Origin of the sequence: Noviherbaspirillum autotrophicum, assembly GCF_000818395.1 — a bacterium.
Lineage (GTDB): Bacteria > Pseudomonadota > Gammaproteobacteria > Burkholderiales > Burkholderiaceae_D > Noviherbaspirillum > Noviherbaspirillum autotrophicum.
In genome coordinates, this window is record NZ_JWJG01000028.1 from 4915146 (window position 1) to 4941650 (window position 26505).

At 62.6% G+C, this 26505-nt stretch carries 23 protein-coding genes; 9 read left to right on the forward strand and 14 right to left on the reverse strand.

All coding sequences use genetic code 11. From position 1 onward, the window contains the following. Positions 1–4 precede the first annotated feature (4 nt). The 12 genes from TSA66_RS24180 to TSA66_RS24235 form a co-directional block, all read right to left on the reverse strand. The gene (locus TSA66_RS24180; protein ID WP_052452573.1) at positions 5–847 is read right to left on the reverse strand and encodes an AraC family transcriptional regulator; all 843 of its coding nucleotides are present in this window, start codon (positions 845–847) and stop codon (positions 5–7) included. Between the two features lie 19 nt (positions 848–866). Beyond that, positions 867–1187 carry a quaternary ammonium compound efflux SMR transporter SugE gene (gene sugE, locus TSA66_RS24185; RefSeq protein ID WP_040042974.1) on the reverse strand — a complete coding sequence of 107 codons (321 nt, stop codon included), beginning with the start codon at positions 1185–1187 and terminating at the stop codon, positions 867–869. A gap of 139 nt (positions 1188–1326) precedes the next feature. Then, a complete protein-coding gene (locus tag TSA66_RS24190) occupies positions 1327–1530 on the reverse strand; it encodes a hypothetical protein (RefSeq protein ID WP_040041860.1) in 204 nt (67 codons plus the stop codon). Positions 1531–1658: 128 nt separating this feature from the next. Beyond that, the gene (locus TSA66_RS24195) at positions 1659–4202 is read right to left on the reverse strand and encodes an EAL domain-containing protein (protein WP_198358891.1); all 2544 of its coding nucleotides are present in this window, start codon (positions 4200–4202) and stop codon (positions 1659–1661) included. A gap of 17 nt (positions 4203–4219) precedes the next feature. After that, positions 4220–4858 carry a SpoIIE family protein phosphatase gene (locus tag TSA66_RS24200; protein ID WP_040041861.1) on the reverse strand — a complete coding sequence of 213 codons (639 nt, stop codon included), beginning with the start codon at positions 4856–4858 and terminating at the stop codon, positions 4220–4222. Further along, a complete protein-coding gene (locus tag TSA66_RS24205) occupies positions 4859–5272 on the reverse strand; it encodes an anti-sigma regulatory factor (protein WP_232429538.1) in 414 nt (137 codons plus the stop codon). Further along, on the reverse strand, positions 5250–5630 hold the full coding sequence (locus tag TSA66_RS24210) for an STAS domain-containing protein (RefSeq protein ID WP_040041862.1): 381 nt from the start codon (positions 5628–5630) through the stop codon (positions 5250–5252). Before TSA66_RS24210 ends, TSA66_RS24205 begins: the two co-directional genes overlap by 23 nt. Before the next feature lie 7 nt (positions 5631–5637). Next, complete coding sequence (locus tag TSA66_RS24215) at positions 5638–6612, reverse strand: protoglobin domain-containing protein (RefSeq protein ID WP_052452575.1); 975 nt, start codon at positions 6610–6612, stop codon at positions 5638–5640. Positions 6613–6908: 296 nt separating this feature from the next. Continuing rightward, a complete protein-coding gene (locus TSA66_RS24220) occupies positions 6909–7559 on the reverse strand; it encodes a response regulator (RefSeq protein ID WP_040041863.1) in 651 nt (216 codons plus the stop codon). 23 nt (positions 7560–7582) lie between these two features. After that, positions 7583–9430 (reverse strand): sensor histidine kinase, encoded by a 1848-nt coding sequence (locus tag TSA66_RS24225; RefSeq protein WP_040041864.1) that lies wholly within the window; start codon positions 9428–9430, stop codon positions 7583–7585. A gap of 211 nt (positions 9431–9641) precedes the next feature. Then, positions 9642–10004: a hypothetical protein gene (locus TSA66_RS24230; protein WP_040041865.1), complete on the reverse strand. Its 363-nt coding sequence runs from the start codon at positions 10002–10004 to the stop codon at positions 9642–9644. A 22-nt stretch (positions 10005–10026) separates the two neighbouring features. Next, positions 10027–10647 (reverse strand): 3'-5' exonuclease, encoded by a 621-nt coding sequence (locus TSA66_RS24235; protein ID WP_040041866.1) that lies wholly within the window; start codon positions 10645–10647, stop codon positions 10027–10029. 243 nt (positions 10648–10890) lie between these two features. On the opposite strand from TSA66_RS24235, the gene TSA66_RS24240 reads away from it, so the two are divergent. Continuing rightward, entirely contained in the window at positions 10891–11964 is a 1074-nt protein-coding gene (locus TSA66_RS24240) for a 3-deoxy-7-phosphoheptulonate synthase (protein WP_040041867.1), read from the forward strand. Between the two features lie 71 nt (positions 11965–12035). On the opposite strand, the gene TSA66_RS24245 is transcribed toward TSA66_RS24240, so the two are convergent. After that, the gene (locus TSA66_RS24245; RefSeq protein ID WP_040041868.1) at positions 12036–12347 is read right to left on the reverse strand and encodes a hypothetical protein; all 312 of its coding nucleotides are present in this window, start codon (positions 12345–12347) and stop codon (positions 12036–12038) included. 183 nt (positions 12348–12530) lie between these two features. Here TSA66_RS24245 and TSA66_RS24250 point away from each other — a divergent pair, with 183 nt between their 5' ends. The 5 genes from TSA66_RS24250 (at position 12531) to TSA66_RS24270 (ending at position 19451) form a co-directional block, all read left to right on the forward strand. Further along, a complete protein-coding gene (locus TSA66_RS24250) occupies positions 12531–13262 on the forward strand; it encodes a c-type cytochrome (protein WP_052452576.1) in 732 nt (243 codons plus the stop codon). A 3-nt stretch (positions 13263–13265) separates the two neighbouring features. Then, complete coding sequence (locus tag TSA66_RS24255; RefSeq protein WP_040041869.1) at positions 13266–14528, forward strand: c-type cytochrome; 1263 nt, start codon at positions 13266–13268, stop codon at positions 14526–14528. A gap of 84 nt (positions 14529–14612) precedes the next feature. Continuing rightward, positions 14613–17639 (forward strand): type VI secretion system Vgr family protein, encoded by a 3027-nt coding sequence (locus TSA66_RS24260; protein WP_052452577.1) that lies wholly within the window; start codon positions 14613–14615, stop codon positions 17637–17639. Beyond that, positions 17636–18940, forward strand: a complete 1305-nt coding sequence (locus TSA66_RS24265) for a LysM peptidoglycan-binding domain-containing protein (protein ID WP_040041870.1) — start codon at positions 17636–17638, stop codon at positions 18938–18940. Before TSA66_RS24260 ends, TSA66_RS24265 begins: the two co-directional genes overlap by 4 nt. A gap of 10 nt (positions 18941–18950) precedes the next feature. After that, entirely contained in the window at positions 18951–19451 is a 501-nt protein-coding gene (locus tag TSA66_RS24270; protein ID WP_040041871.1) for a hypothetical protein, read from the forward strand. A 90-nt stretch (positions 19452–19541) separates the two neighbouring features. Here TSA66_RS24270 and TSA66_RS25870 read toward each other — a convergent pair whose 3' ends face one another. Next, positions 19542–22892, reverse strand: a complete 3351-nt coding sequence (locus TSA66_RS25870; RefSeq protein WP_052452578.1) for an EAL domain-containing protein — start codon at positions 22890–22892, stop codon at positions 19542–19544. A gap of 243 nt (positions 22893–23135) precedes the next feature. Between TSA66_RS25870 and TSA66_RS24280 the strand changes: the two genes are divergently transcribed. Genes TSA66_RS24280 through TSA66_RS24290 form a run of 3 tightly spaced genes read left to right on the forward strand, consistent with a single transcriptional unit; the run spans position 23136 to position 26499 of the window. Continuing rightward, positions 23136–23879 (forward strand): gluconate 2-dehydrogenase subunit 3 family protein, encoded by a 744-nt coding sequence (locus TSA66_RS24280; protein WP_040041872.1) that lies wholly within the window; start codon positions 23136–23138, stop codon positions 23877–23879. A 2-nt stretch (positions 23880–23881) separates the two neighbouring features. Next, the gene (locus tag TSA66_RS24285; protein ID WP_040041873.1) at positions 23882–25651 is read left to right on the forward strand and encodes a GMC family oxidoreductase; all 1770 of its coding nucleotides are present in this window, start codon (positions 23882–23884) and stop codon (positions 25649–25651) included. Beyond that, positions 25648–26499 (forward strand): c-type cytochrome, encoded by an 852-nt coding sequence (locus tag TSA66_RS24290; RefSeq protein WP_052452579.1) that lies wholly within the window; start codon positions 25648–25650, stop codon positions 26497–26499. The genes TSA66_RS24285 and TSA66_RS24290 overlap by 4 nt, the downstream gene beginning before the upstream one ends. The last annotated feature ends 6 nt before the right edge of the window (positions 26500–26505 follow it).

The following is a 26505-nucleotide window of genomic DNA, read 5'->3' on the forward strand; positions in this document are numbered from 1 at the left end:
TCGCTCAGGCGCGCCACGGGGTATTGTAAAAATGCGTCCTGGTGCGGGCGTCGTCGAAATGGCGCTGCGGCGTCGACTGCGCCATTTCCCGGAAGTCGCGGATGAAATGCGCCTGATCGTAGTAGCCGTGCGCCAGCGCTGCATCGAGATAGTGGATGCCGGGGTTGAGCATCACTGATCGCACCGTCTTCTGGAAACGGGCGAGGCGCCGCACCTCGGCTGGCGTCTGGCCGGTCGCCAGCTTGAAGCGGCGCTCCAGCTGACGCCTGCCGATTTCCAGGTACGTGGCCAGGCGCTCGACCGACAAGGCGGTGCACTCGCGATAAATGCCGGCCACCGCCTGTTCGACCAAAGCGTCGCCCAGGCCGCCATCCAGGCGCGCCAGCAGGAAGGATTGAATCAGCCTGGCCTTGCCGGAAAACGTAGCCGCACCGGCGATGCGTTCGGTCAGCTCCCTGGCCGCGCGCCCCCACAGGTCGTCCACAGCACAAGCCTGGTCCATCAGCTCGGGCATCGGAATGCGCACAAACCGGGGCAGCATCCCGGCGCGAAAGCGCACGGCGACAAAGCCGACCTGGTCGGACGGCTGCAGCACGATCGGCGCGCGGCGCACGCACACCAGATGCGCCGGCGGCAGCAGGTCCATGCCGGCCTGCGCGCTGCTGCGGCAAAACGGCGTGCGATAGTGAAAATAAACCTCGGCTCCGGTGCCCGGCAACAGGGTCGGCAGCGCGATGCGATGCCCCTTGGCGCTTTCCCAGCCCCAGATGCGGTCAATGTAGGGGCGCAAGACGGCATGCGGCAGGAGCTGGAATGCGTTCACGCCTGTTGTGCCGCCGCTCGTCATCGCTGCCTCCCGCCCGCCGTCATTGCGGCGACGCCAGCTTGAGCCCGACGATGCCGGCGACGATCAGCGCCACGCTGATCAGGCGCGCGGCAGCGGCCGATTCGCCGAACAGGACGATGCCGAGAATAACGGTGCCCACTGCTCCCACGCCGACCCAAACCGCATAGGCCGTGCCGACCGGGAGCGACTTCATCGCAATGCCCAGGAGCCCGACGCTGGCGAGCATGGCAAGAACGGTTCCGATGCTCGGCCACAGGCGGGTAAAGCCCTCGGTGTATTTCAGGCCGATAGCCCAGACGACTTCGAGCAGGCCGGCCACAATCAACAGGATCCAATGCATGACGATCTCAATCAGGATGACGTTCAACCCGTTCCCGCTCCGCGATCCCGGCATAGCGCTGCCAACAGGAATGGTGAAGCTTGCCATGATATCGGGTTGCCATCCGCCTTGCATGCCCCCGTCGCCGCTGCAGGAAGAATCAGGGCCGGATCACGCTCTGGATGCCGGCCAGCAGCCAGGCCAGAAACGCAGCCCATGCGGCCAGCCGCAACCGGGCCGATTGCGCCTGCCGCAGGCGTTGCCGTGCGCGGACCTGCTGCAGGAACGCGCCATGATGGCTGGCGGAAGACTGCCGGCTCTGCTGTTCGATGAGTGTTACCTGCCACGCATTCCTGAGATCCATTGCGCCCTCGTTAAAAGAAGCGTTAATTTGCCTGTCGCGCCATGGATGGAATTGCGCTTCAACAAAATTGAGGCGCGGCGGCCTGCATCCAGATCAAGGGATTTGCCCGCGACGCGGCACATGCTGCCTTAGGCCGCCAGCAGCGCCTCGATCTCGTGGCAGGGCAGCGGCACGCTGCACAGATAGCCCTGCAGCTGGTCGCAATTGAGCAGCTTTAACAGCTTTTCCTGCTCCCTGTCGTCGACGCCCTCGGCGACGACCTGCAGCTGCAGCGAATGCGCCAGTGAAATGACGGAGCTGACGATCGCCAAGCCGGAGGCGCTTTGGTTCATGCCGAGCACGAAGGAGCGGTCGATCTTGAGCAGATCGATCGGCAGCCGGGTCAGGTAGCTGAGCGACGAGTAGCCGGTGCCGAAGTCGTCCATCGCGATCTTCATCCCCATTTCCTTGGCCGCCTGCAGCTTGGGGATGTTTTGATCGACATCTTCCATCATGATGCTTTCGGTAATTTCGAGATCGAGGACATGGGTGTTGTCCGGGATCTTGTCGCGGATGCTCTTGAGCGCGTTGACGAAGTTGCGGTGCCGGAGCTGGATCACCGACACGTTGATCGCAATCGGCGGCGGCGCCAGCCCCAGCCCGGCCCAGCGCAGGAAGTCCGACACCGCCTTTTCCATGACCCACTGCCCGACCTGCAGAATCATGCCCGTCTCTTCCAGGATCGGAATGAACGACGCCGGCAGCACCAGCCCCGACTCCGGCTCGTTCCAGCGCAGCAGCGACTCCATGCCCACCATCCTGCCGCTGGCGGTGTGGATCTTCGGCTGGTAGTACAGCGTAAATTCCTCCCGCTCCAGCGCGCGGTACAGGCGGTTTTCCAGCGTCAGCCGCCTGGCTACGCTGGCATTCATTTCAGGCCGGTAGAACAGGTAGGCCTCATCGCTGCGCTTGGCCTTCCTGAGCGCGACTTCGGCGTTCTTGTAGATCAGGTCGTGCTCGTCGCCGTCGCTGGGGAACATGGCAATGCCGGCCTTCACCGACACGTACAATTCATTGCCGCCGACCTGGAAGGCGCTGTTGAAGCACTCATGCACCAGTTTTTCCAGCAGATGGGCGGTGCCGGCCGCGCCAACATTGGTGAGCAGCAACGCAAAGCGGTCGCCGCCAATGTGCGCCAGCGTGTCGTGCGAAGACACCTGGCGCTTTAAGCGGGAAGCCGCTTCCCGCAGCACCGCGTCGCCCACGTGGCGCCCGTAGGTGTCGTTGATGTTGGAAAAGCGCTCGCAATCGAGGACGATGACGGCCATGCGCTGCCGCTCGCGCCGCGCCGATTCGACATGCAGCTGCAAGCGGTCGAAAAACAAGGCGCGGTTGGGAAGGTCGGTCAGCGAATCGTAATACGCGAGATAGTTGCTGCGCTCTTCCTTTGCCAAGTGGTCGAGCGCATACGAAATGTCTTCCGCCATTTCGCACAGCAGCTTCATTTCGTCACGGTCGAAGAATCGGGCCTCGCCCGCGTAGATGGATAACAGACCGGCCGTCTTGTCCAGCGCCGACAGCGGGAACACCACGAGCGAGCGATAGCCGCGCCGCAAGTGCTCTTCCTTGCGCGCGATGCGCCGGTCGACGGCGATGTCGTTGCAGACGATCGCCTTGCCTTCCTTGAGCGCGCGCTCCAGCAATGCCGGCTCTTCGATCACCTCGGCGCTGCTCTTGCCGCCGCCATCCTCGGCCGTCGTCACGTTCAGCCGGCCGGCCGTTCCCAGCCCGATCCAGGCCATGTTGAACTTACCGTATTCGACCAGGATGCGGCACACCTCGCGCACCAGCGCGCCGCGCTCGCCGATGCGGACGATGGCCGCATTGATCGCGCTCATGATCTCGCGGATGCGGGTCAGGCGGGCGATCTTTCTTTCCTGATTCTTGCGCTCGGTGATCACCTCGGAAAAGATGATGATGCCGCCGATTTCCTGGTGCTCGTCATACCATGGATGGATTTCCCAGCGCACGTAATCGATCGTGCCGTCGGCGCGCACGAACATGTCGTCGTCACTCTTTTCGGTGGCGCCGGCCAGGCAGCGCCGGTGCGCGTCGCGCCAGCGCTGCGGCGTTTCGGGAAACACATCGTAATGGGACAGGCCGTTCAGGTCGGCCTCTTCCAGCCGGTAGTCGAGCAGCCAGCGCGGGCTGTAGAGCACGTAGCACAGATCCTTGTCGAGCATGGCGATGGCCGCCGGGTTGTGCTTGATGAAAAAGCGCATGCGCTCTTCGCTGCGCCGCAGCGCCTCGCTCTTCTGCCCCAGCGCGGCATTGAGCGTGCGCAGCTGCGCAATGGTTTCGGCGTAGCCGCGGTACATCATGTCGAACGGCGCCAGCACCTGGCCGAAGAACTCCGCGCCCTTGGCGATGACGACAGCCGCGTCCTTGCCGGGCAGCGGGCGTATCTCGGTGTCGGCGGCCAGCATGGCCGACTGGTGGATCTCGCCCAGATCCAGGATGCTCATCTGCTGTGCCACGCCGCGTCGTCCCAGGTCGTAGGCATGCAGCAGCGCATCTTCGTCGGGCAAGCCCCTCAGGTAATCGAGCAGCGCCGCGCGGTAGGCATGGCGGAAGTCGCCCTGCCCGGCCTGCGTGTCCGTTTCCGCATGCACGAACTTGAGAGTCTGATGCACGGGGGCCGCAGCCGCCTTCAGCCGCCTGCGCCCTCCGGCGTCATTTCGCCGTTTGTCCATCTTCCCCCCAGCAGCAACGCATCATCCGTGCTTCTGTTATGTTCCATGAAAACTTGATACACCAATTCATGTGGATGTTCCGTAAATTGGATGTCGCGCAAAAACGCGCTTTGAATGCCATCCGTCGCAAAAAACAGCAGGTCGCCGCGGTGCAACGGCAGGGTGGCCGGCAGCAAGGTCGGCAGCCGGTCGCCGACGATGCCGCCGCGCAGCAGCAGGCTGGCGCGCCTGCCGGCGGCGGGCGCATCGGCACGCACCAGCATGCCTTCGACATTGCCGATGCCCAGCCAGGTCAGGCTGTTATCGGCCGCATTGCAGGAAGCAATGCTCATGACCACGCCGCGCGTGCGTTTCAAGGCGTGATGGCAGCGCTGCGCCAACGCCACGACCGGCTCGCCCGCATGCGTTGCCAGCGTGGCCAGCGCGGCGCGGGCCGCGCTGGCGGCATCGGCGCCGTGCCCGAGTCCATCCACCACGGCAATCAGCACGCCGCCGTCAAACGGGGCCACCAGAAACTGGTCGCCCGATTCGGATTGTCCCGGTATCGGCCGCGTGGCGACCCAGTAGTCGAACAGCGGCGTGGAGCCGGCAGTCATCTATCGTTCCCATTTCTTCATGATGATGGTGGTTCCCTTGCCGACTTCCGATGCGATTTCGAATTCATCCATGAGCCGCTTGGCGCCGGGCAAGCCGATGCCAAGGCCGCGCGATGTGGTGTAACCGTCCTGCATCGCCAGCGACAGGTCGGTGATGCCGGGGCCGCCATCTTCGGCGATCACCAGCAACCCGCGCCTGTTGCCCTTCTGGATCACGCGTAATTCCATCCAGCCATCCTTGGCATACAGCACCGTATTGCGGGCGATTTCGGAAATCGCGGTGGCAATAATGGTCAATTCACTGGTGGAAAAGCGCAGCGAAGCAGCCAACTCCTTGCCGCACTGACGCGCCTTGAGCACGTCAATGTCGGAGCTGAGCGGCATGGCGGTGTCATGGCTGATGGCCGACATCATTCTCTCTTGCTCCGCGCGTCCGCAGCAGCGCCAGGCCGTCCTCCAGGTCCATCGCGATCATGGCGTGGTCCAGGGTGAGGCCAAGCTGCACCATCGACATGGCCACTTCCGGCTGTATCCCGGCAATCACCGTTTGCGCGCCGAGCAGCTTGGTCATTTGCGCAATGCTGCGCAGGGTACGCGCGGCAAATGAATCCATGATGTCGAGCACCGTCACGTCGATCACCACGCCACGCGAGCGGTGCTGCCGCACTTGCGCCACCAGCTGGTCGCGCAGCAGCAGCAATTCGGCGTCGCTGAGTTCGCCCTGGATGGATGCAATCAGGCAATGCTCCTGTTTCAAAATGGGAACGAGCATGGGGCCCTCACCAGCTCCGTTCGTCTTGTGGATCTTCCTTGTCGATCTTGACCATGCGGTAACCGCTCAACTGCTCGGCGCGTTCGATTCCGCTTTGCATATCGCCCACCGTCTCGACGCGCCCGAGATCGGCGCCGATGGCCACCATGGTTAGCGCGATTTCCGGCGACACGCCGGAAATGATCGCCTTGGCTCCCATCAGACGGGCCGCCTCCACCGTCTGCACCAGGTGGCTGGCCACGCGCGAATCGACATAGGGCACGCCGGTGATATCGACGACCACGTATTTGGCACGGTTGTCGCGAATGGCGCGCAGCAATTGTTCCGTAAGCTGGCTGGCGCGGTAGGAATCGATCAGGCCGACGATCGGCAGGATCAGGATGCCAGGACGAAACGGCAGCACCGGCGTAGACAATTCACGGATCGCTTCCTGCTGGTCGCCGATGGTATGTTCGCGCGAACTGACATAGGTATCGATGGCCAGGCCCATGTCGAGGAACGTCAGCTTCATGAGCGAAAGGAAGATGTCGAGCGCCCGCCCCGGATCATGCTTGTAGGCATCGAACACGCGACCGGCCACCGCGCGCAGGTAGAAGTTGTACATGCCGAGATACGACTTGATCGGCAGCGAGATGCGCTCGTGCGCGGCACCGATTTTCAAGCGGTTCTCGACATATTCGGCGTCGTAATTACCCTTTGTCAGGCGCAGGAAATACCTCTTTTGGGCATTCTTCACCCGTTCGAGCAATTGCGGATCGCTGAAGAACGAACGGGTTTCATCGAAGGACATCAAGTGTGTGTAAAAGTCGTCGATGACCACATCGGCATACTGCTCCGCCAGCTCGTTAATGCTGGTCAGGCGTGTCTCATCGGCGTCATCAAACTGCAGAAACTGCTTGCGGTGGCGAATCTCCTGCTCGTCGATCTCGTATCCTTGCGACAAAGAAATACGGTCCTTGCGCAATGTCGCTTTCACATCCATTGAGACGGCCTCCGGTAGGAACGTGTGATTTTTTCGTAGGCGGCAACCTGATTCCGCTCATTCATATTTTTTGACAATAAGAAATCAAAAGAGTTTTCACAGCGGTGAGATATCGCGATGCCACCGCAGGCTTGGCCTGCAAGGCGATCCCGAAGCATTTGGCCTTGCACGCACGCAAGAAAACAGGCGGGATGGGCATGGCCACACGCGCTTTCTTCACTCTAGCGAGCGTGGATACGGATTGCTATCGGGGTAATACCTGAGTTTTCTATTGGAAATTTTGAGCGGACGACCGCTCACTCGGCGTCGACCACCAGGCCGGTGCGCACCGCGAAGCGGATCAGCCCTGCCAAGTCGTGAATGCCGAGGCGCTCCATGAGCTGCGCGCGGTGCGTCTCGACCGTCTTCGGGCTGAGGTCGAGCTGGCGGGCGATCTGCTTGGTGCTGGCGCCGTCGGCAATGAGCACCAGGATCTCGCGCTGGCGCGGCGTGAGCATGTCCGGCGACGGGCTGCCGCTGCCGGTGCGCCGCATGTAGGCCTCGACGATCTGCCTGGAAATCGGCGGCGACAGATAGACTTCGCCGCGTGCCACCGACTCCAGCGCCAGCGGCAGTTCGCCGGTGGCGGCATCCTTCAACAGGTAGCCGGACGCGCCGGCGCGCAGGGCCTGCATCACATGCTCCTCGCTGGAAAACATGGACAGGATGGCGACCTGCACCTTGGGGAATTCGGCCTTGATGCGGGCGGTCGCCTCCAGCCCGCCCATGCCCTTCATGCCGATGTCCATCAGTACGATGTCCGGGGCGCGCTGCGCAACGATCTCGAGCGCCTGCGCGCCGGAACCGGCTTCGCACACCGACTCGACCTGCGGCACGCGCTCCAGCAGGCTGCGGATGCCGGCGCGCACCAGGGTATGGTCGTCGACCAGTAGGACACGCAATGCCATGATGGTTTCCTTACTTGCTCACCTTATTTTTCGCCCGCCAGCGGAATTTCCGCCCACACCATCGTACCCTTGCCGGGTTCGGAGCGCACATCGAAACGCCCGCCCAGAAGCGTGATGCGCTCCTCCATGCCGGACAATCCCATGCATTCGCCGCGTGCCTGCAGCGGCCTGCCGGCTGCCACGTCGAATCCGCGCCCGTCGTCGCGCACCTTGATCTGCAGCGCGCCACGGTACGCTTCCAGCTTGACCGAGACATGGCGCGCCTCGGCGTGGCGCACGGCATTGGTCAAGGCTTCCTGGATCACGCGGAAAATCGCGGTTTCCAGGCCGGGCGCCAGGCGCGGCAAGTCGTCGGCATGGAAGTAGGCGTCGAAGCCGGCTTCGCGCGCCTGCTGGTCGAGATGCCAGCGCACGGCGGCGACCAGCCCGAGGTCGTCGAGCTGCGGCGGGCGCAGGCCGAGAAACAGCCCCTTGACCCGCGCCAGCGTATCGTCGCACATGGCCACGCTGTGCCTGATGGGCGTGCGGCACTCCGGCCCGGAACAGTTATCCAGCGACTCCAGCTTGAGCTTCACGGCCGTCAGCGCCTGGCCGATTTCGTCATGCAGCTCGCGCGCGATATGGCGCCGCTCATTTTCCTGCACGTCGAGCATGCGCTCGGACAGGCGGTGCAGCCGGCTGTTGGCTTCCTTCAGGCGCTCCAGCGTGAGGTTGCGCTCGCGCAGATCGGCATACAGGTGGAGCGAGCCGCGGCTACCGTCCTTGCCGCCCTGGTAGGGCGCGGCCCACAAGGCGACCTCGACCAGGCCGCCGTCTTTGCGCCGGCGCGTCAGCTCGATGCCGTTGCGCCGCGCGCCGCGCAATTCATCCGCCAGCATTTTCCGGAATTGCGCCATGTCCTGTTCCGGCGTGATGGGCGGCACCCGCCCCTGCACTTCATCGCGCCGCCAGCCGAACAGCCGCTCGGCCGCCGGGTTCCATAGCATCACCCGCCCCGCTTCATCGAGCAGCAGGATGGCCAGCGGCGACACGTCGACCAGCATCTGCAACTCATCCTTAGCGCGCAGCAACTCCGACTCCAGCAGGCGCCGCTCGGTGATGTCGCGCACCACCTTGCCGTAACCGCGCAGGTGCCCCGCCTCGTCGCGCAGCGCCGTGATCGACGACATGGCGAGAAACGGCTGGCCGTCGCGGCGCACCAGCCAGCCCTCCACTTCCAGACTGCCGTCGCGCTCGGCGGCGGCGAACAGCTGCTGCGGCAGCCGCATTTCCCGATCTTCCGGCCGGAAGAAGCTGGCGCATTCCCTGCCGATCGCGTCGGCCGCCGTATAGCCGGTCATGCGCTCGGCACCTTCATTCCAGCTGGTGATGCACCCGCGGGTATCGAGGGTGACGATGGCGTATTCCTTCACGCTGCGCACCAGCAGGCGAAAGCGCTCTTCGGTATCGAGCAGGGCGGCGCGCTGCTCGGTGACGTCGATGCAGCAGCCGACGTAGCCGGTGCATGTGCCGCGCGCGTCATGGCAGGGCGCCGAGCGCGACTGCACCCAGCGGTAGGCGCTGTCGGCGCGCCGCAGGCGGTAGGACAGCGTCACGGGCTGCCGCTGCCGCATCGCGTCCCGCAACAGGGCAAGGCAGCCGCGCAGGTCATCCGGATGAACGCCCTCCTGCCAGCCGTCGCCCTGCTCCTGTTCCAGCGTCCTGCCGGTGAACTGCAGCCACGACGGGCTCACGTAAGTGCATTGTGCGTTGGCGTCGCACATCCACATCATCGCCGGATTGAAATGCGCCAGCGCATGCAGGCATGCACGATAGTCGTCGTGGCCCTCGGCGCTGGCGAAGTCATCGGTATCGGCGGTCGGGCTTGACATGGGTGTAGGCATCGTCCGGTTGGAACATGCGCCGCCAAATTCTTGTCGGCTTTACCAAGGAAGAGTGGCAACTATTCCCCTTAGTTCCGTTGTCCTGGGAAAATTCATAGACCGTGCAAGACCACGTTTCGCCATCGGCGAAATTGCATGAAGGGAATTTTGTGACAGGCAACCGTCAGAGCTTCATCCCGGGCAAAACAGCTGAACCGGTTCAGAAGCATTGCATCGAGGTGCCGTTGCGCTGACAAAGCTTGCCGCTCCCGTTCAGGAAAGTGCCGTTGGCGCCGCCGTTGTAGCGGTTCCCGCCAGTATCCCAGCATCCGCCCGGATCGCACACGCCCACCGTCGGCGCCGGCGCCGTCGCACCATGCGGCGGCACGATGACGGGCGCGGACGTGGCCGACGTCACTGACTGCGCGCCGGGGCGTTCGGGGCTGCGCGCCACCGCGCGCCGTGGCGCCGCAGCCGGGTTCGCGCACTGCGCCTCGGCCTGCGCCGTGCACTTGCCGGGATGGTGAGCAGCGCAAGCGGCAAGCGGCAGCAGCAGGCCGATCCAGACGTACATCGTTTTCATGGGCAGCCTCCGGAGGCGATGGCTATTGCGCGAATGCGCTGTGCAGGAAAGCCGGCACCTTGGCGGCGCTCAAGCCGTTGACGCGCGCCAGCAACTGCGGTTCGATGTGCGGCACGCCATAGCTGCGCGCCAAGTGTTCGCCGATGTGGATCAGCACCTTTGCGCTGACCTCGGCATCGGCCTCGGCCCGGTGCGCGCTGCCGGAAAAACGGATGCCCAGCGCAGCTGACAGCGCCGACAGCTTGTAGCTCGGCAGTCCCGGGAACAGGCGGCGCGCCAGCTTGAGTGAACAGACCATGCGTTCGTACTGCGGCGCAAGCCCGAGGCTGCGGCTTTCCGCCGTCAGGAACTTTTCGTCGAAACTGGCATTGTGGGCCGACAGCGTATCGCTGCCGATGAAGCGCAGCAGCGCCGGCACCACTTCCGACACGCACGGCGCGGCATCGACCATCGCCTGCGTGATGCCGGTCAGCTGGGTGATATAGAACGGCACCCGGACGCCGCAATTGACCAGGGACACGAAGCGCTCGACGATGCGCCCGTCTGCGATGCGCAGCGCGGCGACTTCGGTGATGCGGTCGCCCGCCGCCGGACTCAGGCCGGTGGTTTCGAAGTCGAGCATCACGATGGGTTGGTTGAACATGGAACGGCGGGCCCGAGGCCGGTATTGCGGAATTGACAGGAAGAGTGCGGCGATGCCGGGAAGCCCCCCGGCAGACGCGCACGCCCCCGATTCTACGCCAGCGCTGGGGCGCTGTCGCGCCCGCGTCCTGGCGCCGCCGCTCCCTGTGGCGGTTCCAACCGGCTACACTATTGTTTTTTCGCCGCCAAGATGCCCCTTGCCGGGCCCTCTGGCGCTCCACTTCACCGAGATAGCCGCCCGATCATGACCACCTTTAATGTCGAAAACGTCAACGTCACTTCCTTCGATGCCATGCCCACGCCGCAAGAGCTGCATGCGCGCCTGCCGCTGTCGGAGCGGGCCGGCAGCGTGGTCACGCACAGCCGGGAGGTGCTGCGCAACATCCTCGACCGCCGCGACCCACGCCTGTTCGTGGTGGTCGGCCCGTGCTCGATCCACGATCCGGTCGCCGGGCTCGACTATGCGCACCGCCTGCGCGCCTTGCAGGATGAAGTCAAGGACACGCTGCTGCTGGTGATGCGGGTGTATTTCGAAAAGCCGCGCACCACCACCGGCTGGAAGGGCTACATCAACGACCCCGACATGGACGACTCTTTCCACATCGAGCGCGGCATGGCCAATGCGCGCCAGTTTTTGCTCGACGTGTGCGAGCTCGGCCTGCCGACGGCGACCGAGGCGCTCGACCCGATCTCGCCGCAATACCTGGGCGACCTGATTGCGTGGACCGCGATCGGCGCGCGCACCACCGAATCGCAGACGCATCGCGAAATGGCGTCCGGCCTGTCGACGCCGGTCGGCTTCAAGAACGGCACCGACGGCGATATCAGCATCGCCATTAACGCGATCCTGTCGGCCTCGCACCCGCACTCGTTCCTCGGCATGAACGACCAGGGCCGCACGGCGATCGTGCGCACCCGCGGCAACCGCTACGGCCACGTGGTGCTGCGCGGCGGTGACGGCCGCCCGAACTACGATACGGTATCGGTTGCAATGGCCGAGCAGGCGCTGGCCAAGGCCAAGCTGCCGGCCAACATCGTGGTCGACTGCTCGCATGCGAACAGCTTCAAGAATCCGGAATTGCAGCCGCTGGTGATGGCCGATGTCGTCAACCAGATCCGCTTCGGCAACAAGTCGCTGGTCGGCGTGATGATCGAATCAAATATTGCCGCCGGCAAGCAGTCGATTCCGGCAGACCTGTCGCAACTGAAGTATGGCTGTTCGGTGACCGACGGCTGCGTCGGCTGGGAGACGACGGAAAAGATGCTGCGCGAAGCGGATGCGAGGTTGCGCGACGTGCTGGCTGCGCGCATGAAGTAACAGGCGCATGCGGCCGGGCCGGGCGGAAAGCGCCCGGCCCGGCCATTCATGGAATTGATGGGGCAGCAGGATCAGCGGCGCGCGGCGGCCGCATCATCTCTTTCTTTTTGCGCCTTCACTTTTTCCAGCGCTTCCTCGAAAGTCGGGATCGAAACCGGGTCGCTGGCCGGGAAGGTTTCTTCGATCGCTTCATCCAACAATGCCTGCGCGCGCTCTTCCAGATCGTCGGAGTGCAGCTTGTGCTCCTTGATGTCGCGCGAGGACGCATCCTCCGGCGCCACATCGCTCGGCGTCACCGACGAGGATTGGATTCCCTGCGAACTGGTGGGCTCTACCCGTTGCCCCTTGTTATGTTTCTCGCTGCTTCTATTCAGGATCGGCATGATCTTGCTCCATGTCACATTCACTCGAAGGGAGGGGAAAATCGACCTTCCCCTCTTTCTTATCCGATAGTTCGACGCACGATAAGTTTCCTCAAAAAGTAGCGTTTTATGCATGCGGCGGCGCAGGCGCGAGGACGGCGGGCGACTTACAATGCCGTTACATCGTCGCCAACAAGAACAAGCATGCCGCCGCTCATTCATCGCTTCCTGCCAATCCTGGCTGGCCGCTTCCTGGCCAGCCTTGTTCTTGCCAGCGGCGCGGCAGCAGCGCAGCAGGCGGCCGATCCGACCGCCATCGGCAAGCGCGTCGCGCCATGCATGGCGTGCCATGGGAAGGAAGGCCGCGCCGCGCGCGACGGCTATTACCCGCGCATTGCCGGCAAGCCGGCCGGCTACCTGCATCACCAGCTGCTCAACTTCCGCGACGGCCGGCGGCGGCAATATCCGTTGATGGCATACATGGTGCAGCACCTGTCGGACGCCTATCTGGAGGAAATGGCGAATTACTTCGCCGCGCAGGAAGTCCCCTATCCGCCTCCGCCGACGCTGGACGTGTCGCCCACCGTTCTGGAAAAAGGGCGCGCGCTGGCGATGTCGGGCGACGCCTCCCGCAAGATTCCGGCCTGCGTTGCCTGCCACGGCAAGGCATTGACCGGCGTTGCGCCGTTCATTCCCGGCCTGCTCGGCATCCCGCGCGATTACATCAATGCCCAGTTCGGCGCCTGGCGCAGCGGCGCGCGGCGCGCCATGGCGCCCGACTGCATGGGCCAGATCGCCCGCCAGCTGAGCCCGGAAGACATCAGCGCCGTCTCGGCCTGGCTGGCCACGCGCCAGGTGCCGGCCAAGGCGGCGCCGGCACTGGCCCTTCCCGCTCCGCTGCCTGTGGCATGCGGCAGTGTGCCGGAGGCGAGGTAACCGATGAAGCGCGCCGCCATTGCCGTCCTGACCGTGCTGTTCATCGCCATCGTCGTCACGCTGTATTACGGCTTGCGGGAAGACGCCGGGCCGCCGGCTTCGGCCGTCGCCGACCGGGCCGGGCAGCTCGCCAGGGGCGCCTATCTGGCGCGCGCCGGCGACTGCCTGGCCTGCCATACGGCGCGCGGCGGGGTAGCCTACGCCGGCGGCCGGGCCATCAGGACGCCGTTTGGCACCGTCTACGCGCCCAACCTCACGCCGGACCGGGACACCGGCCTCGGCAGCTGGAGCGCCGACGATTTCTGGCGCGCGCTCCATAACGGCAAATCGAAGGGCGGCAAGCTGCTCTATCCGGCCTTTCCCTACCCAAACTACACCAAGGTCACGCGCGCCGACTCCGATGCGCTGTTCGCCTATCTCCAGTCGCTGCCGGCGGCGCACCAGCCCAATCGCGAGGCGGACATGCGTTTCCCGTTCAACCTGCGCGCGCTGCTGATCGGCTGGCGCGCACTGTATTTCCGGCCCGGCGTGTACCAGCCGCAGGGCTATCAGAATGCAGAATGGAACCGCGGCGCCTACCTCGTGCAGGGACTCGGCCACTGCAATGCCTGCCATACCCCGCGCAATTTCCTGGGCGCTACGCAGGACGGCGGCGAGTTGCGCGGTGCGATGATCCCGCTGCTCGACTGGTACGCCTCGTCGCTGACCGGCGAAGCCGATACCGGCTTGGGCAGCTGGGACATCCCGCAGATCGCGCGCCTGCTCAAGACCGGGGTGTCGGACCGGGGTGCGGTGTCCGGGCCGATGGCCGAAGTGGTGCGCGAAAGCCTGCAATACCTGAGCGACGACGACATCCGCGCCATGGCGCTGTACCTGAAGCGGCTGCCGCGCGCCGGCGACGAAAGGCCACTCGCGCCGGAAGACGAAAAGACGCTCAAGCTCGGCGCATTGCTGTACGAAAGGCATTGCGCCGACTGCCACAAGGCGTCCGGCGAAGGCGTGCCGCCCGACTATCCGCCGCTGGCCGGCAACCGTGCCGTGGTGCTCGATGCGCCGGTCAATCCGATCCATGCGGTGCTGCATGGCGGCTACCCGCCGAGTACGCAAGGTAACCCGCGCCCCTATGGCATGCCGCCGTTCGCCAATGTGTTCAGCGACGAGGAAGCCGCCGCCGTAGTGTCTTACATCCGCAATGCTTGGGGCAACCAAGCGTCGATGGTTTCATCTCAGCAAATAAACCGTTACCGGGCCGTGCCGTTGGAATAATCCCACCCAGAAACATATTGTCATAAATGCAATTACGTGATGAAATATTGTTAGCTTAATGTTAACTATTTCACAAGGAAGTGCATGTTTGACACCACCCAAGATGCCGTCGGCGACGCCGCGCATTTTGCTCCGCCGCTCTCCCCGCAGCTGCCTGGTCTCACGCAAGACACCCGCCTGCTTCGCCTGACAACTGCACTCGGCTCCGACAAGCTGCTGGTGGAACGCATCGATGGCCATGAAGGATTGAGCGAAGGCTTCTGCTTCGACATCGTTGCCTTGTCGAGCGACGACCGTATTGACTTGAATGCACTGCTCGGGCAGCCGGCGCTGCTGCAGCTGCTCACGCAACACAGCCGCCGCGACCTTCGTCCGATCCACGGCCATGTCACCGCGTTCGAGCGCATGAGCGCAGACGGCGGCCTGGCGCGCTACCGTCTCCGGCTGGAACCCTGGCTGGCGCTGCTGCGTCACCGTCGCGACAGCTATGTGTGGCAGGGCAAGAACGTGCTCGACATCGTGCAGGAGATCTTTGGCGACTACCGCGGCAAGGGCAAGCTCGCCCCGTCCTGGCGGCTGGCGCTGGCCGGCCCGAACCAGTACCTGCCGCGCGACGTCTGCACCCAGTACGAGGAAAGCGACCTTGCGTTCATCGAGCGCCTGCTGGCAGAAGAAGGTCTGTTCTACTGGTTCGAGCACCAGGCCGATGTTGCGAGCGCCAGCTTCGGCAGCCACACGCTGGTGATCGCCGACCATAATGGCGCCTTTGCACCGAACGCGCAAAATCCGATCCGCTACCACCGTGCCGCCGCCACCGAAAAGAGCGACAGCATCACCGCGTGGCATGCGCAGCGCCGTCTCGGCACCAATGCCATTGCCATCGCCAGCTGGAACGACGCGCAAGCAAGCATCATCGGCGCCGAACTGCACACCACGCATGACAACGGCGACGTGCCGGACCTGGCCAGCATCGACTATCCGGGCGAGCGCCATTTCGCCGGCCTGACCGAGGCCGAGCGCCATGCCCGCCTGCGCCTGGAGGCATTCGAAGCGCGCAACAAGACCTATAGCGGCGCCGGCACCGTGCGCACGCTCTCGCCGGGCAGCACCTTCGTGCTGACCGGCCATGCCGTTCATGACACCGATCGCGTGGCAGCCGGCGACAATGCGGCCACCTTCGCCGTCATCCGCGTCGAGCATCACGCCCGCAATAACCTGACGTCTGCAGCGCGCGTGCTGGCCGAGGGCCTGTTCGCCAACAGCGTTTCCAGCGCTCAGCAAAAGCAGGAAGAGGCGCTCTACAGCAACCGCCTCAGCGCGCTGCGCGCCGATATCCCGTGGCGACCGATGAGCGAGGACGGGCATGGCGCACTGCTGCATCCGAAGCCCACCGCCACCGGCATCCAGACCGCCATCGTGGTCGGCGTTGCGGGCCACGACATCAGCACCGAGCGCGACCACCGCATCAAGCTGCAAATGCACTGGCAGCGCGGCGCGCAAAGCCAGAGCCGGCGCCCGCATCCCCAGGAAAACGACAATGCGCCCGGCAATGATGCCGCATCCATCTGGGTGCGCGTGGCGGAAGCGGCGGCCGGCGCCAACTGGGGCGGCAGCTTCATCCCGCGCATCGGCCAGGAAGTGGTCGTCGACTTCATCGAAGGCGACATCGACCGCCCGGTCGTCACCGGCAGCCTGTACAACGGCAAGGGAGCGCCGGACGGGCAAGGCAACCAGGTCGCGCAAGGCGCCGGTCCCGCGGTCGGCAATGCGCCCGCCTGGTTTGCAGGCGCAAGCGGCCATCACGCGCACAATGCCGTGCTCTCCGGTTTCAAGACGCAGGAGATCGGCCACAGCCAGCACGGCAACGGCGGCTACAACGCGCTGGTGTTCGACGACAGCACCAACCAGCTCGGCGTGCGGTTGCAAACTACCCAGCACCGCACGCAACTGAACCTCGGCCACATCAAGCGGCAGCACGACAACGAAAGAAGGCAAAGCCACGGCCACGGCGTCGAACTTACGACCGACGCCCATGGCGCACTCCGCGCTGGACAAGGCTTGCTGATTTCCGCCGATGCCCGGCCGGACGCCGGCGCCGCACAGATGGATGCAAAGGAAGCGCGCGCGCAATTGCAGCAAGCGCATGACCTGCAAAAGAGCCTGGCCGGCGCCGCGCAACAGCACAACGCCTTTGCCGGCACAACATTCGACAAGGACAGGCACGAGCGGCCCGAAAATGTTCTGGCGCAATCCATCGAATCGCTCGCACACAGCGTAGAGGGAATCAGCACGGCAGACAGCGGCGGCGCGGGCTCGGCCCCGTCCTTCAGCCGCCCCGACCTCGTCGTCAGCGCACCGGCAGGCATCGCCCTGCTGACGCCGCAGGACATGCATGCCTGCGCAAGCACGGTCACCATCACCGGCGGCGCCGACGTGAGCGCAACCATCGGCCGCAGCCTGGCCCTGGCGGTCAAGGATGGCATCAGCCTGTTCACCTATGGTGACGCCAAGGCAGGTCGCAAGGACCATGGCGACAAGGGCATCAAGCTGCATGCCGCGCACGGCAAGGTCGACGTGCAGGCGCAAAGCGGTGAACTGAAAGCCGCCGCGGACAAGGATGTGAACGTCGCCAGCACGCATGCGAAGGTGGAAGTGGCGGCCAAGGAGCACGTGCTGCTGACTGCCGGCGGCGCATACGTGAAGATCGGCAGCGGCAGTATCGAGATTCACGCGCCGGGTAGCGTGCAATTCAAGGCGGCGATGAAGGAGTTGGGCGGGCCGGCGAGCGCGACCGTCGAACTCGTCTCTCTGGCCAAAGGTGAACTAAAACTTGATCCAAATGCATCATTGTTCAGCCAGCAAATCGATTTTTCGCATTTGGCAATGAACGAAGAGCCAGGGTTCAACAGCGCCGGCAAATCCTACCGGGTCGTCAAGGAAGACGGCACATTCATTACTAGCGGCATTACCAGCAATGACGGCCTCACGGAAAGGATTTTTGCAAACCAAGGTGGGCGCATTAAGGTGGCTATTGAAGCTGGCGATTGGCAAGTGGAGGAGTATTTCGAAGTCGATGATGACGACCAGTTCGCCGAGGAGCAATCGACATGAGAGACTTTCACATCGTTCAGGAACATGAGACGCTAAGCAAGATCGCCATGCGCCACGGCACAACGGTCGCAACCCTTATCAAGTTGAACAACCTGCCCAATCCGAACCGGTTGAAAGCAGGACAAAAAATCGCATTGCGCAAAGAAGCCGTTTGCGGCTTCGAAACCCTGTTTCTCGATGCCGACCGCAATCCGATCAGCAATCTCGAATACATCCTCGAGTATTGCGGCAAGAGCGTCAAAGGCTCGACCATACACGATGGCAAGAGTCAGAAAATCATGACGGACTGGCCCACTGACGCGATACGCATCCTGGTCAAGCGATTCGATGGAACATTTAAGAGAGTCACCGCAGTTATGTCTGGCTATGGAAACAAGCTGTGCACGCTTGTTAGTCCGCTAGTCGTAATTAATGCAGAGCTGCATCCACATCCACAGGAACTGAAAGAGCAACCTGTACCTTATAACCCAGTCAAGCCAGTGTACGGCACGCATAACCCTCCAAAACCTAAAGCTGACACGAGGGATCCTGGTATACAAACTAAGGCTGCCAAAACAGCCAATGGACAACCTCTTACGGTAGCCGAAGGCGACATTCCCAGGTTAGAGGAGTTTCTGGATGAATACATCGGAGGAGATGTAACGCAGAGTGATATTGAGGACGCAGCCAAGGAATTGCAGTGTCAGCCGGGACTAATCTATGCACTTGCCAAGCAAGAATCTTCCTCGTCATCCTTCTTTAAACTTGGAAATAGAATGGTTCCGAAAATTCTCTACGAACGCCATCAATTCAAAAACCGAACAAGTCCGAAGAAAAAGCTGCCAAGCCCATATGAAAACAAATACCCGGACATTTGTGGCCCGGCGTACTCACGAGCGAAAAAGAATAAGAGGGGTGAATGGATCGAGCTAAAATCCGGCGCTATTTTAATGGAGAGCGACGTCTACGGTCCGAGTGGAATCTTTCAATACAAGCGCCTTAGTAAGGCATATCAACTCGACCCTTTTGCAGCACTAGAAGCCTGCTCGTGGGGAAAGTTCCAAATTATGGGTTTTAACTATAAGAGGGCGGGGTTTAATGATGTGAAGGCATTTACTAAAGCTATGAGCCGGAGTGATGTGGAACATATCAAGGCATTTCTGAAATTTGCGAAATCGAACAAAGTCCTCTTAAACGGCCTGAGGATGAAAAATTTTGAAAAAATTGCTGAGGGCCACAATGGTGAAAATTGGCGCAATATCAATCCAGAATATGCGTCCAATTTAGAAAAATTCTACATAGAATATAACTCTAAAAAATAGAAAGACACTCATGCTAAAAAAAGCCTTCTTGGTTTACTGGCTGATCTTTTCGACATTCCCGCTACATGCCCAAACTCTGTGTACGGAATACGAAAAAATAATTTTTTCGTTCCAGGAAAAAAAATCAAAAAAATTGATGTCCATTTGTAGAGGCGAAAATCCGCCATACCTTGTATATAGATTTGGAAAGTACCAAAACGTCGAGCTGCAATTTCCAGAACCACTGAACGAAAGCTCATGGAAAAATTTTGAGTTTTCGGGAATGAGGCGTGGAGGCGGAAAAGCAAACGCTGGCTTCGGAGATTATTCTCTGTCGTTCGCAAAAGGTAATGCCGAATATTCTGTTTTTCAGGAATGGAGCGACGAAGACGGCACCTACTCCATTGGAATTAATGTTCAGGCAAACGGGAAGTCTGTCATTATCCCTGGTGACAGAAAAACACAACAAGGCTCTCTGGTACTTCTGGATGAGGAAAACAAGTACATAAAAAATGCGGCAAATCCATACTAATGGAGAAAATTTATCTCCATTTAAAGAGCTAGATCGTATCGATCTGGTAATGATTGCCACATTTTCGCAAACACTCAAAGTCGGGACTATCTACCTCACGACACCCGCAAACTCGACAAACTCCCCCGCCGGCAACGCCCGCGCAATCAAATACCCCTGCGCCTGATCGCACCCATATCCGCGCAAGAAAGCCAGCTGATCTTGGGTCTCCACACCTTCTGCGATAACGGTCAGTTGCAGTGAATGCCCGAGCTGGATGACGGCCTTGACGATGGCGGCGTCGTCGGCGTCGTCGGCCAGGTCGCGTACGAAGGACTGGTCGATCTTGAGTTTGTCGACCGCCAGCCGCTTGAGGTAGGACAGGCTGGAGTAGCCAGTGCCGAAATCGTCGATCGACAGGCGCACGCCGAGCTTCTTCAAATGGTGCAGCGTTTCCATCACTTCACCGGTTTCCTGCAGCAGGATGGATTCGGTCAGTTCCAGTTCCAGCAAGTCGGCAGGCAAGCCGGATTGTTCCAGCGCGCGGGCGACAGTGGCGACGATGTCGCCGCGCTTGAACTGCTGCGCCGAGAGGTTGACGGCAATCATCAGCGGCGCCATGCCGGCGTCCATCCACGTCTTCGCCTGTCGGCATGCCTCGTTCAGTACCCATTCGCCGATCTGCACGATCAGGCCGGTTTCTTCCGCCAGCGGAATGAACCTTCCCGGCGCGACCAGCCCTTCGTCGGGCCGCTGCCAGCGCACCAGCGCTTCTGCACCGACGATGCGTCCGCTGGCAATGTCGATCTGCGGCTGGTAGTGCAGCAGGAACTCTCCGTTCTTCACCGCCTTGCGCAGATTGCTGTGCAGTTGCATGCGCGCCAGCGCATCGACATTCATGGTATTGGCGAAGAAGTGATAGGTGTCGCGACCGCTGTCCTTGGAATGGTAGAGCGCGACATCGGCGTGCTTGAGCAGGGTGTCGAAGTCGCCGCCGTCGCTCGGGTACAGGCTGATGCCTATGCTAAAAGAGGTGGAGATCGTGTGCTCGCCGATTTCGAACGGTTCGGCCGCGGCGTCGAGAATCGATTGCGCGGTGCGACTGACCACCGCGGGGTCACTCACGTCGCCAAGCAGGATCACGAATTCGTCACCGCCGTGTCGGCTGATGGTGTCGCTGTCGCCGATGCAAGTCTGCAGCCGGGCGACCATACGCAGCAACAACTCATCGCCGACGGCGTGACCGAGGCTGTCGTTGACGCGCTTGAAGTTGTCGAGATCGAGAAACAGCATGGCTACGCTGCTCTGGCTGCGTGCCGCGCTCGCCACCGCGCGGTCGAAGCGGTCGCGCAGCAGCACGCGGTTCGGCAGGTGGGTCAATGGGTCGTGGTGCGACAGGAAGGCCAGCTTTTCTTCGGCGGCTTGGCGCTGAATGCGCATGCGCAGCATCGAAATGCCGAAGGCCAAATCGGTGGCAAGCTCCTCCAGCAGGCGCACTTCGTCTTCGGCGAACGTATCGGAGTCCGCCGAATAGATGGTTATCGCACCAAATACCCGTCGTTCGGCAACCAGTGGCAGGGAAATGGTTGCCTGGTATCCGCGCCTGCGCGCGGCATCGCGCCAGAGCGCCATGCCGGGATTGCTATCGAAATTCATGATCTGGGTTTTGCCGCTGCGGATGGCGGTTCCGGTCACGCCGTGACCGTTCTGGTTGTCCGCCCACGACACGTGCACGCTATCAACGTAGCCGTCGTCGTATCCGAACCGGCTCATCGGCCGCACGGACTTGTCCGGATCGTCTTCGGCATAGCCGACCCAGGCCATGCGGTAGCCGCCCTTGGTGACGACCAGGCGGCAGATTTCATCGAGCAGGCTCTGCTCGCGTTCCGCATGCACCAGCGCCATGTTGCATTCGCTGAGCAGGCGCAGCGCGCGGTTGAGCTTTTTTTGCGTTTGCTCGGATCGCTTGCGCTCCGAAATATCGCGCACGAACATCAGCACGCCGGCCTCGTCGTCCAGCCGGAACGGCACCGCCGACAGCTCCACATCCACCGCGCTGTTGTCGAGACGCAGATAGCGCGCTTCCCGCGACGCAGTTCCGGCATGCCCGTCGTCGAGCTTGCGCAGCATGTCTTCGCAGTCACGCCGGTGATCCGGATGCATTCGGTCGCTGACGTCCCGGCCCACCAGTTGCGCTTTGTCCTGGGCGCCGAACAGGCGCACTGCGGCGCTGTTGACGTAGGTGAAGCGGCCTCGGGACTGCAGGAAAATCGCTTCGGGCGCGCTTTCGACCACCTCGCGCAGGCGGCGCTCGCTGGCGCGCAGCGCCGCTTCATAACGATGGCGGTCCTCGACCAGCAGGTTGAAGTTGCCGATCAACTGGCCGACTTCGTCGTCGTGCGCCACCGGCAGCGGAACCAGCGGCGCTTGCCCGCCAATCATGGCGCGCATCGCTTTGCCGGCGGCGTCCAGCGGCGCCAGGACGCCGCGCGCGATCCAGCGGATCAGCAGGAAGGCGAGCAGCGTCATGACGGCGGCGGCGGCATACACGTATTGCTGCATCAGCTTGAGCGGCTTGTATGCGATGTCGGTGGGAAGCGACAGCATCACGATCCAGCCCGACGACGGCACACGCTTGCCGGAAAAGAGCTTGGTGATGCCGCGCGAACTTGGCGCTATGCCGGACCCCTCGAAGCCGTCGACGAAACGGTCGTACATGCGATTGCTGCCGCGCTGTGCGACCGCGGTCAACGCGCGACCGGGCTCGCTGGCGGCAATAATCAGATGGTCGCGCGGCGAAACGACAAACAAGTCGCCCTTGCCGGCCGCCGCAGGCTGCGCAATCACGCCAAGGAAATTGGGCGCAGTCAAATCGGTTATCCCCGTCATCACCGCGCGCACCTTGCCTGCACCGTCGAGCACGGGCACGGCAATCGTCAGTATCGGGCGCTTCAGCACGCGCCCCACGATCGGCTTGTCGATGTAAGGACGCAGCGTGGCCACAGGGTTGCGGAAATAGTCGCGGTCGCCGAAATACATGCCGCGCCGTCCTGGCGCCACTGGATAGTCGGCGATGGCCTTGCCATCCAGTCCGATCACCGCAATCCCGCCGCGGAAGTTGACATGCAGGGCACCCAGTTGCGACAGGTAAGCGTCCAGCGACGGCGCGCTCAAGTCGGCAGGAATCTTGGCGGCGACTTGCGTCAAGCCTTCGACGCGTTCATTGAGTTTGCTATCGAGCTCTGCGGCAATACGCTGAGCCGCGGCAAACTGCTGGTCGAACAATACCTGTTCGAACTGGGTTTTCAGCACGGTTACCGACACATAGACGAGCACCCAGATGAATACCGCGAACAAGAAAATGATGAGGGCGCTCAGCTTTGTCTTGAGCGACAAAGACTGAAAGTACGTACACGGCCGCGACAGGAGCGATGGGTTGGCGGACATTTTTTTGTTAGGCATTCATTTCCGTTGCCTGATGCGGAACTGGCCACAGTCAGTACGATATCTTGCCACAGATCAATTTCAGCGACGGGCGGAAAGATGAGTTTTTTTCCTTTTTCCCAACTCAAATCGTCGATACCTACTAGCGTTCATTGCCCGATGGAAACATCTATCGTCGACCGTGCAGCCCAAAGGACAAAGGTACGCAACTTGCATCTTTGCGCCGGCCCCTGACAATCAGCGCTCATACGGGAGTGATGCATGGAAAAGATATCCCGCCGTTCCTTCTTCAAGGTCGCCGGCGCCGCCGTCGCATCGACGGCCGCCGAGGTGCATGCAGCCAAAACGGGCGGCACAGTACCGCCGCCTGTACACGCCGCCCCTTATACTTTTTTCAAACCCGAGGAAGCAAATTTTATCGAGGCGGCTGTGGCGCGCCTGATTCCAGCCGACGAACTCGGGCCCGGCGCGGTGGAGGCGGGCGTGCCGTCGTACCTGGATAAGCAGCTCGGCGGCGCGTGGGGCGCCGGTGAACGGCTCTATCGCAGCGGACCGTGGCGGGAAGGTGCGCCGACCCAGGGCTATCAGCTGCCATTCACGCCAGCCGAATTGTTCCACAACGCATTGCGCGGCATCCGAGACGATTTGGCCAAACGCGGCAAACCCGCTTTCGCCAAGTTGAGCGCGCAAGAACAGGATACCTATCTGAAATCGCTGCAGGACGGCACGATCGACTTGAATGGCGTGCCGTCCAACGTGTTTTTCGAGTCGCTGCTGGAGCTGACGATCGAAGGCTATTTCAGCGACCCGGTCTACGGCGGCAACAAGGACATGGTGGCGTGGAAGATGATCGGTTTTCCCGGCGCCTATGCCACGTATTACACGCTGGTCGATCAATACGGCCTGCAATACACCCGCGCGCCGATGAGCCTGGCGGAAAATAGCCGCGGCGTCATTCATATCCATCCGGACATCCCGGCCAGCCTGCATCGCGAAAGGAAATGAGCATGGCCACACGACTGCCTGAAGTGGATGCGGTGCTGCTCGGCGTCGGCCTGGTCGGCACCCTCCTGGGACGCGAACTGACCCGTGCCGGCCTGAAAGTGGTGGGGCTGGAACGCGGCGAGCCGCGCTTTACGGTGCCGGATTTCCAAGGACCGCAGATGCATGACGAACTGCGCTACGCGGTGCGCAAGGCGCTCATGCAAGACAACACCAAGGAGACCTACACGTTTCGCAACAACATCAAGCAGACGGCGCTGCCGATCCGGCGCTGGGCCAGCTTTTTGCCCGGCAGCGGGCTGGGCGGCGCCGCCGTGCACTGGAACGGCCAGACCTACCGCTTCCAGGATTCCGACTTCCGGATGCGCTCGCGCACCATCGAACGCTACGGCAAGAACTTCCTGCCCGACGATGTCACGATCCAGGACTGGGGCGTGACGGCGGCCGAACTGGAACCGCATTTCGACCGCTTCGAGTACCTGCTCGGCACCAGCGGCAAGGCCGGCAACGTCAAGGGCCAAAAGGTCGCCGGCGGCAATCCGTTCGAAGATCCGCGCTCGCGCGACTACCCGACGCCGCCGATGAAAGAGCCTTACGGGTCGGCCCTGTTTCGCAAGGCGGCGGCCAGCCTTGGCTATCACCCGTATCCGCAGCCATCGTCCAACCTCAGCCAGCCGTATACCAACCCGGAAGGCTTGACGCTCAATACCTGCATGTTCTGCGGCTATTGCGAGCGCTTCGGCTGCGAGCATTTCGCGAAATCGTCGCCGCAGACCATCCTGCTGCCGGTGCTGTTGAAGGACAAGAACTTCACGCTGAAGACGCAGGCGCAGGTATTGCGCATCAACCTCGACAGCGCGAAAAAGCAGGCGACCGGCGTGATCTATGTCGACGCCAGCGGGCGCGAATTCGAGCAGCCGGCCAAGCTCGTGATCGTCGGCACCTTCGCCACCAACAACGTGCGCATGCTGCTGTTGTCCGGCATCGGCACCCCGTACGATCCGCAATCCGGGCGCGGCACGGTGGGACGCAACTATGCCTACCAGACCACGAGCGCGGTACAGGTATTCTTCGACCAGAAAATCAACATCAATCCATTCATGCGTTCCGGCGCCAACGGCACCGTGATCTCGAACTTCGTCAGCGACAACTTCGACCACGGCCCGCTCGGCTTCGTCGGCGGCGCCTATATCGGCGAAATCATGTCGCATGGGCGCCCGATCGAATTCCATCCGACCCCCAAGGGCACGCCGGCCTGGGGCGCGCAATGGAAACAGGCGGTGGTCAAGCACTACAACCACACCTCGTCGCTCAACGTCCACGGCAGCTCGGTCGCCACCCGCCACAACTACCTGGACCTCGATCCGACCTACAAGGATGCCTGGGGCCAGCCGCTGTTGCGCATGACCTTCGATTTTCCGGAAAACGACTTGAAGATGTCGGCCTACGTCACCGGCAAGGCGCTGGAAATCGGCAAGGCGATGGGCGGACAGCTGGTCGAGGGCGACCCGCGCAAGGGTCCGTACACCATCACGCAATACCAGACCACGCACAACACCGGCGGCACGGTGATGGGGACCGATCCGTCGACCAGCGTGGTCAACCGCTACCTGCAGAGCTGGGATGTACCGAACGTGTTCGTGATCGGCGCGTCGAACTTCCCGCAGAACGCCTCCTACAACCCGACCGACACCCTTGGCGCCCTTGCCTTCTGGGCGGCCGACGCGATCGTGACGAAATTCCTGAAATCCCCCGGCCCGCTGGTGCACGTATGAGAACCGTCATTTCCGCCATTGCGCTGCTGTCGGGCGCCCTCCTTTCCGCCACCGGACTCGCGCAGGATGCGCGCGGCAATGCCGGCATGCAGATCGCCAACAGCGGCGCACCACAAAACGGCGTGCCGGCCTGCGCCAGCTGCCATGGCGCCAAGGGCGAAGGCAACGCCGCCAGCGGCTTCCCGCGCATTGCCGGCCAGCCGAAAACCTATCTGGCCCACCAGCTCGCCGCCTACGCCGGCGGCAGCCGCAACAATGCCGTGATGGCGCCGGTCGCGAAGGCACTGACGCAGCAACAGATCGACGCCGTCGCCACCTACTACGCGACGCTGCCTCCAGCAGCGCCGGCGGCAAGCGCACAGGCGTCCGGCCAGGACGACAAGGGCGATAAGGGGGACAAACGCGGCCAGATGCTGGCCGCCGTCGGCGACGAGAAGCTCGGCGTGCAGGGCTGCGTCAATTGCCATGGCCCGGGCGGCGCCGGCGAAGCGCCGACCTATCCCTACCTGGCCGGGCAGCACAAGTCCTACCTGGCCGCGGCCATGGGCGAGTGGAAAAGCGGCGCGCGCAACACCGACCCGAGCATGCAGATGAATATGATCGCCAAGCGGCTCAGCGACAGCGACATCGCAGCGCTCGCCGCCTATTTCTCGTCGCAGCCGCCGTCGCAGCTCGATCGCGGCAATACGCCGGCTGCGGCCGTGCCTAGCGCGCAAGGTACGCAGGCCGGCACGGCTCCCGTGCGCGGCACCGGTTCCGAACAGGGCGCGGCCACGTCCGGTGGCAGCCAGGGCCCGGGCGGCGGCGGCGCGGCATCCGGCAGCGGGCCTTCCGGCACGCCGAAATAAATTCAC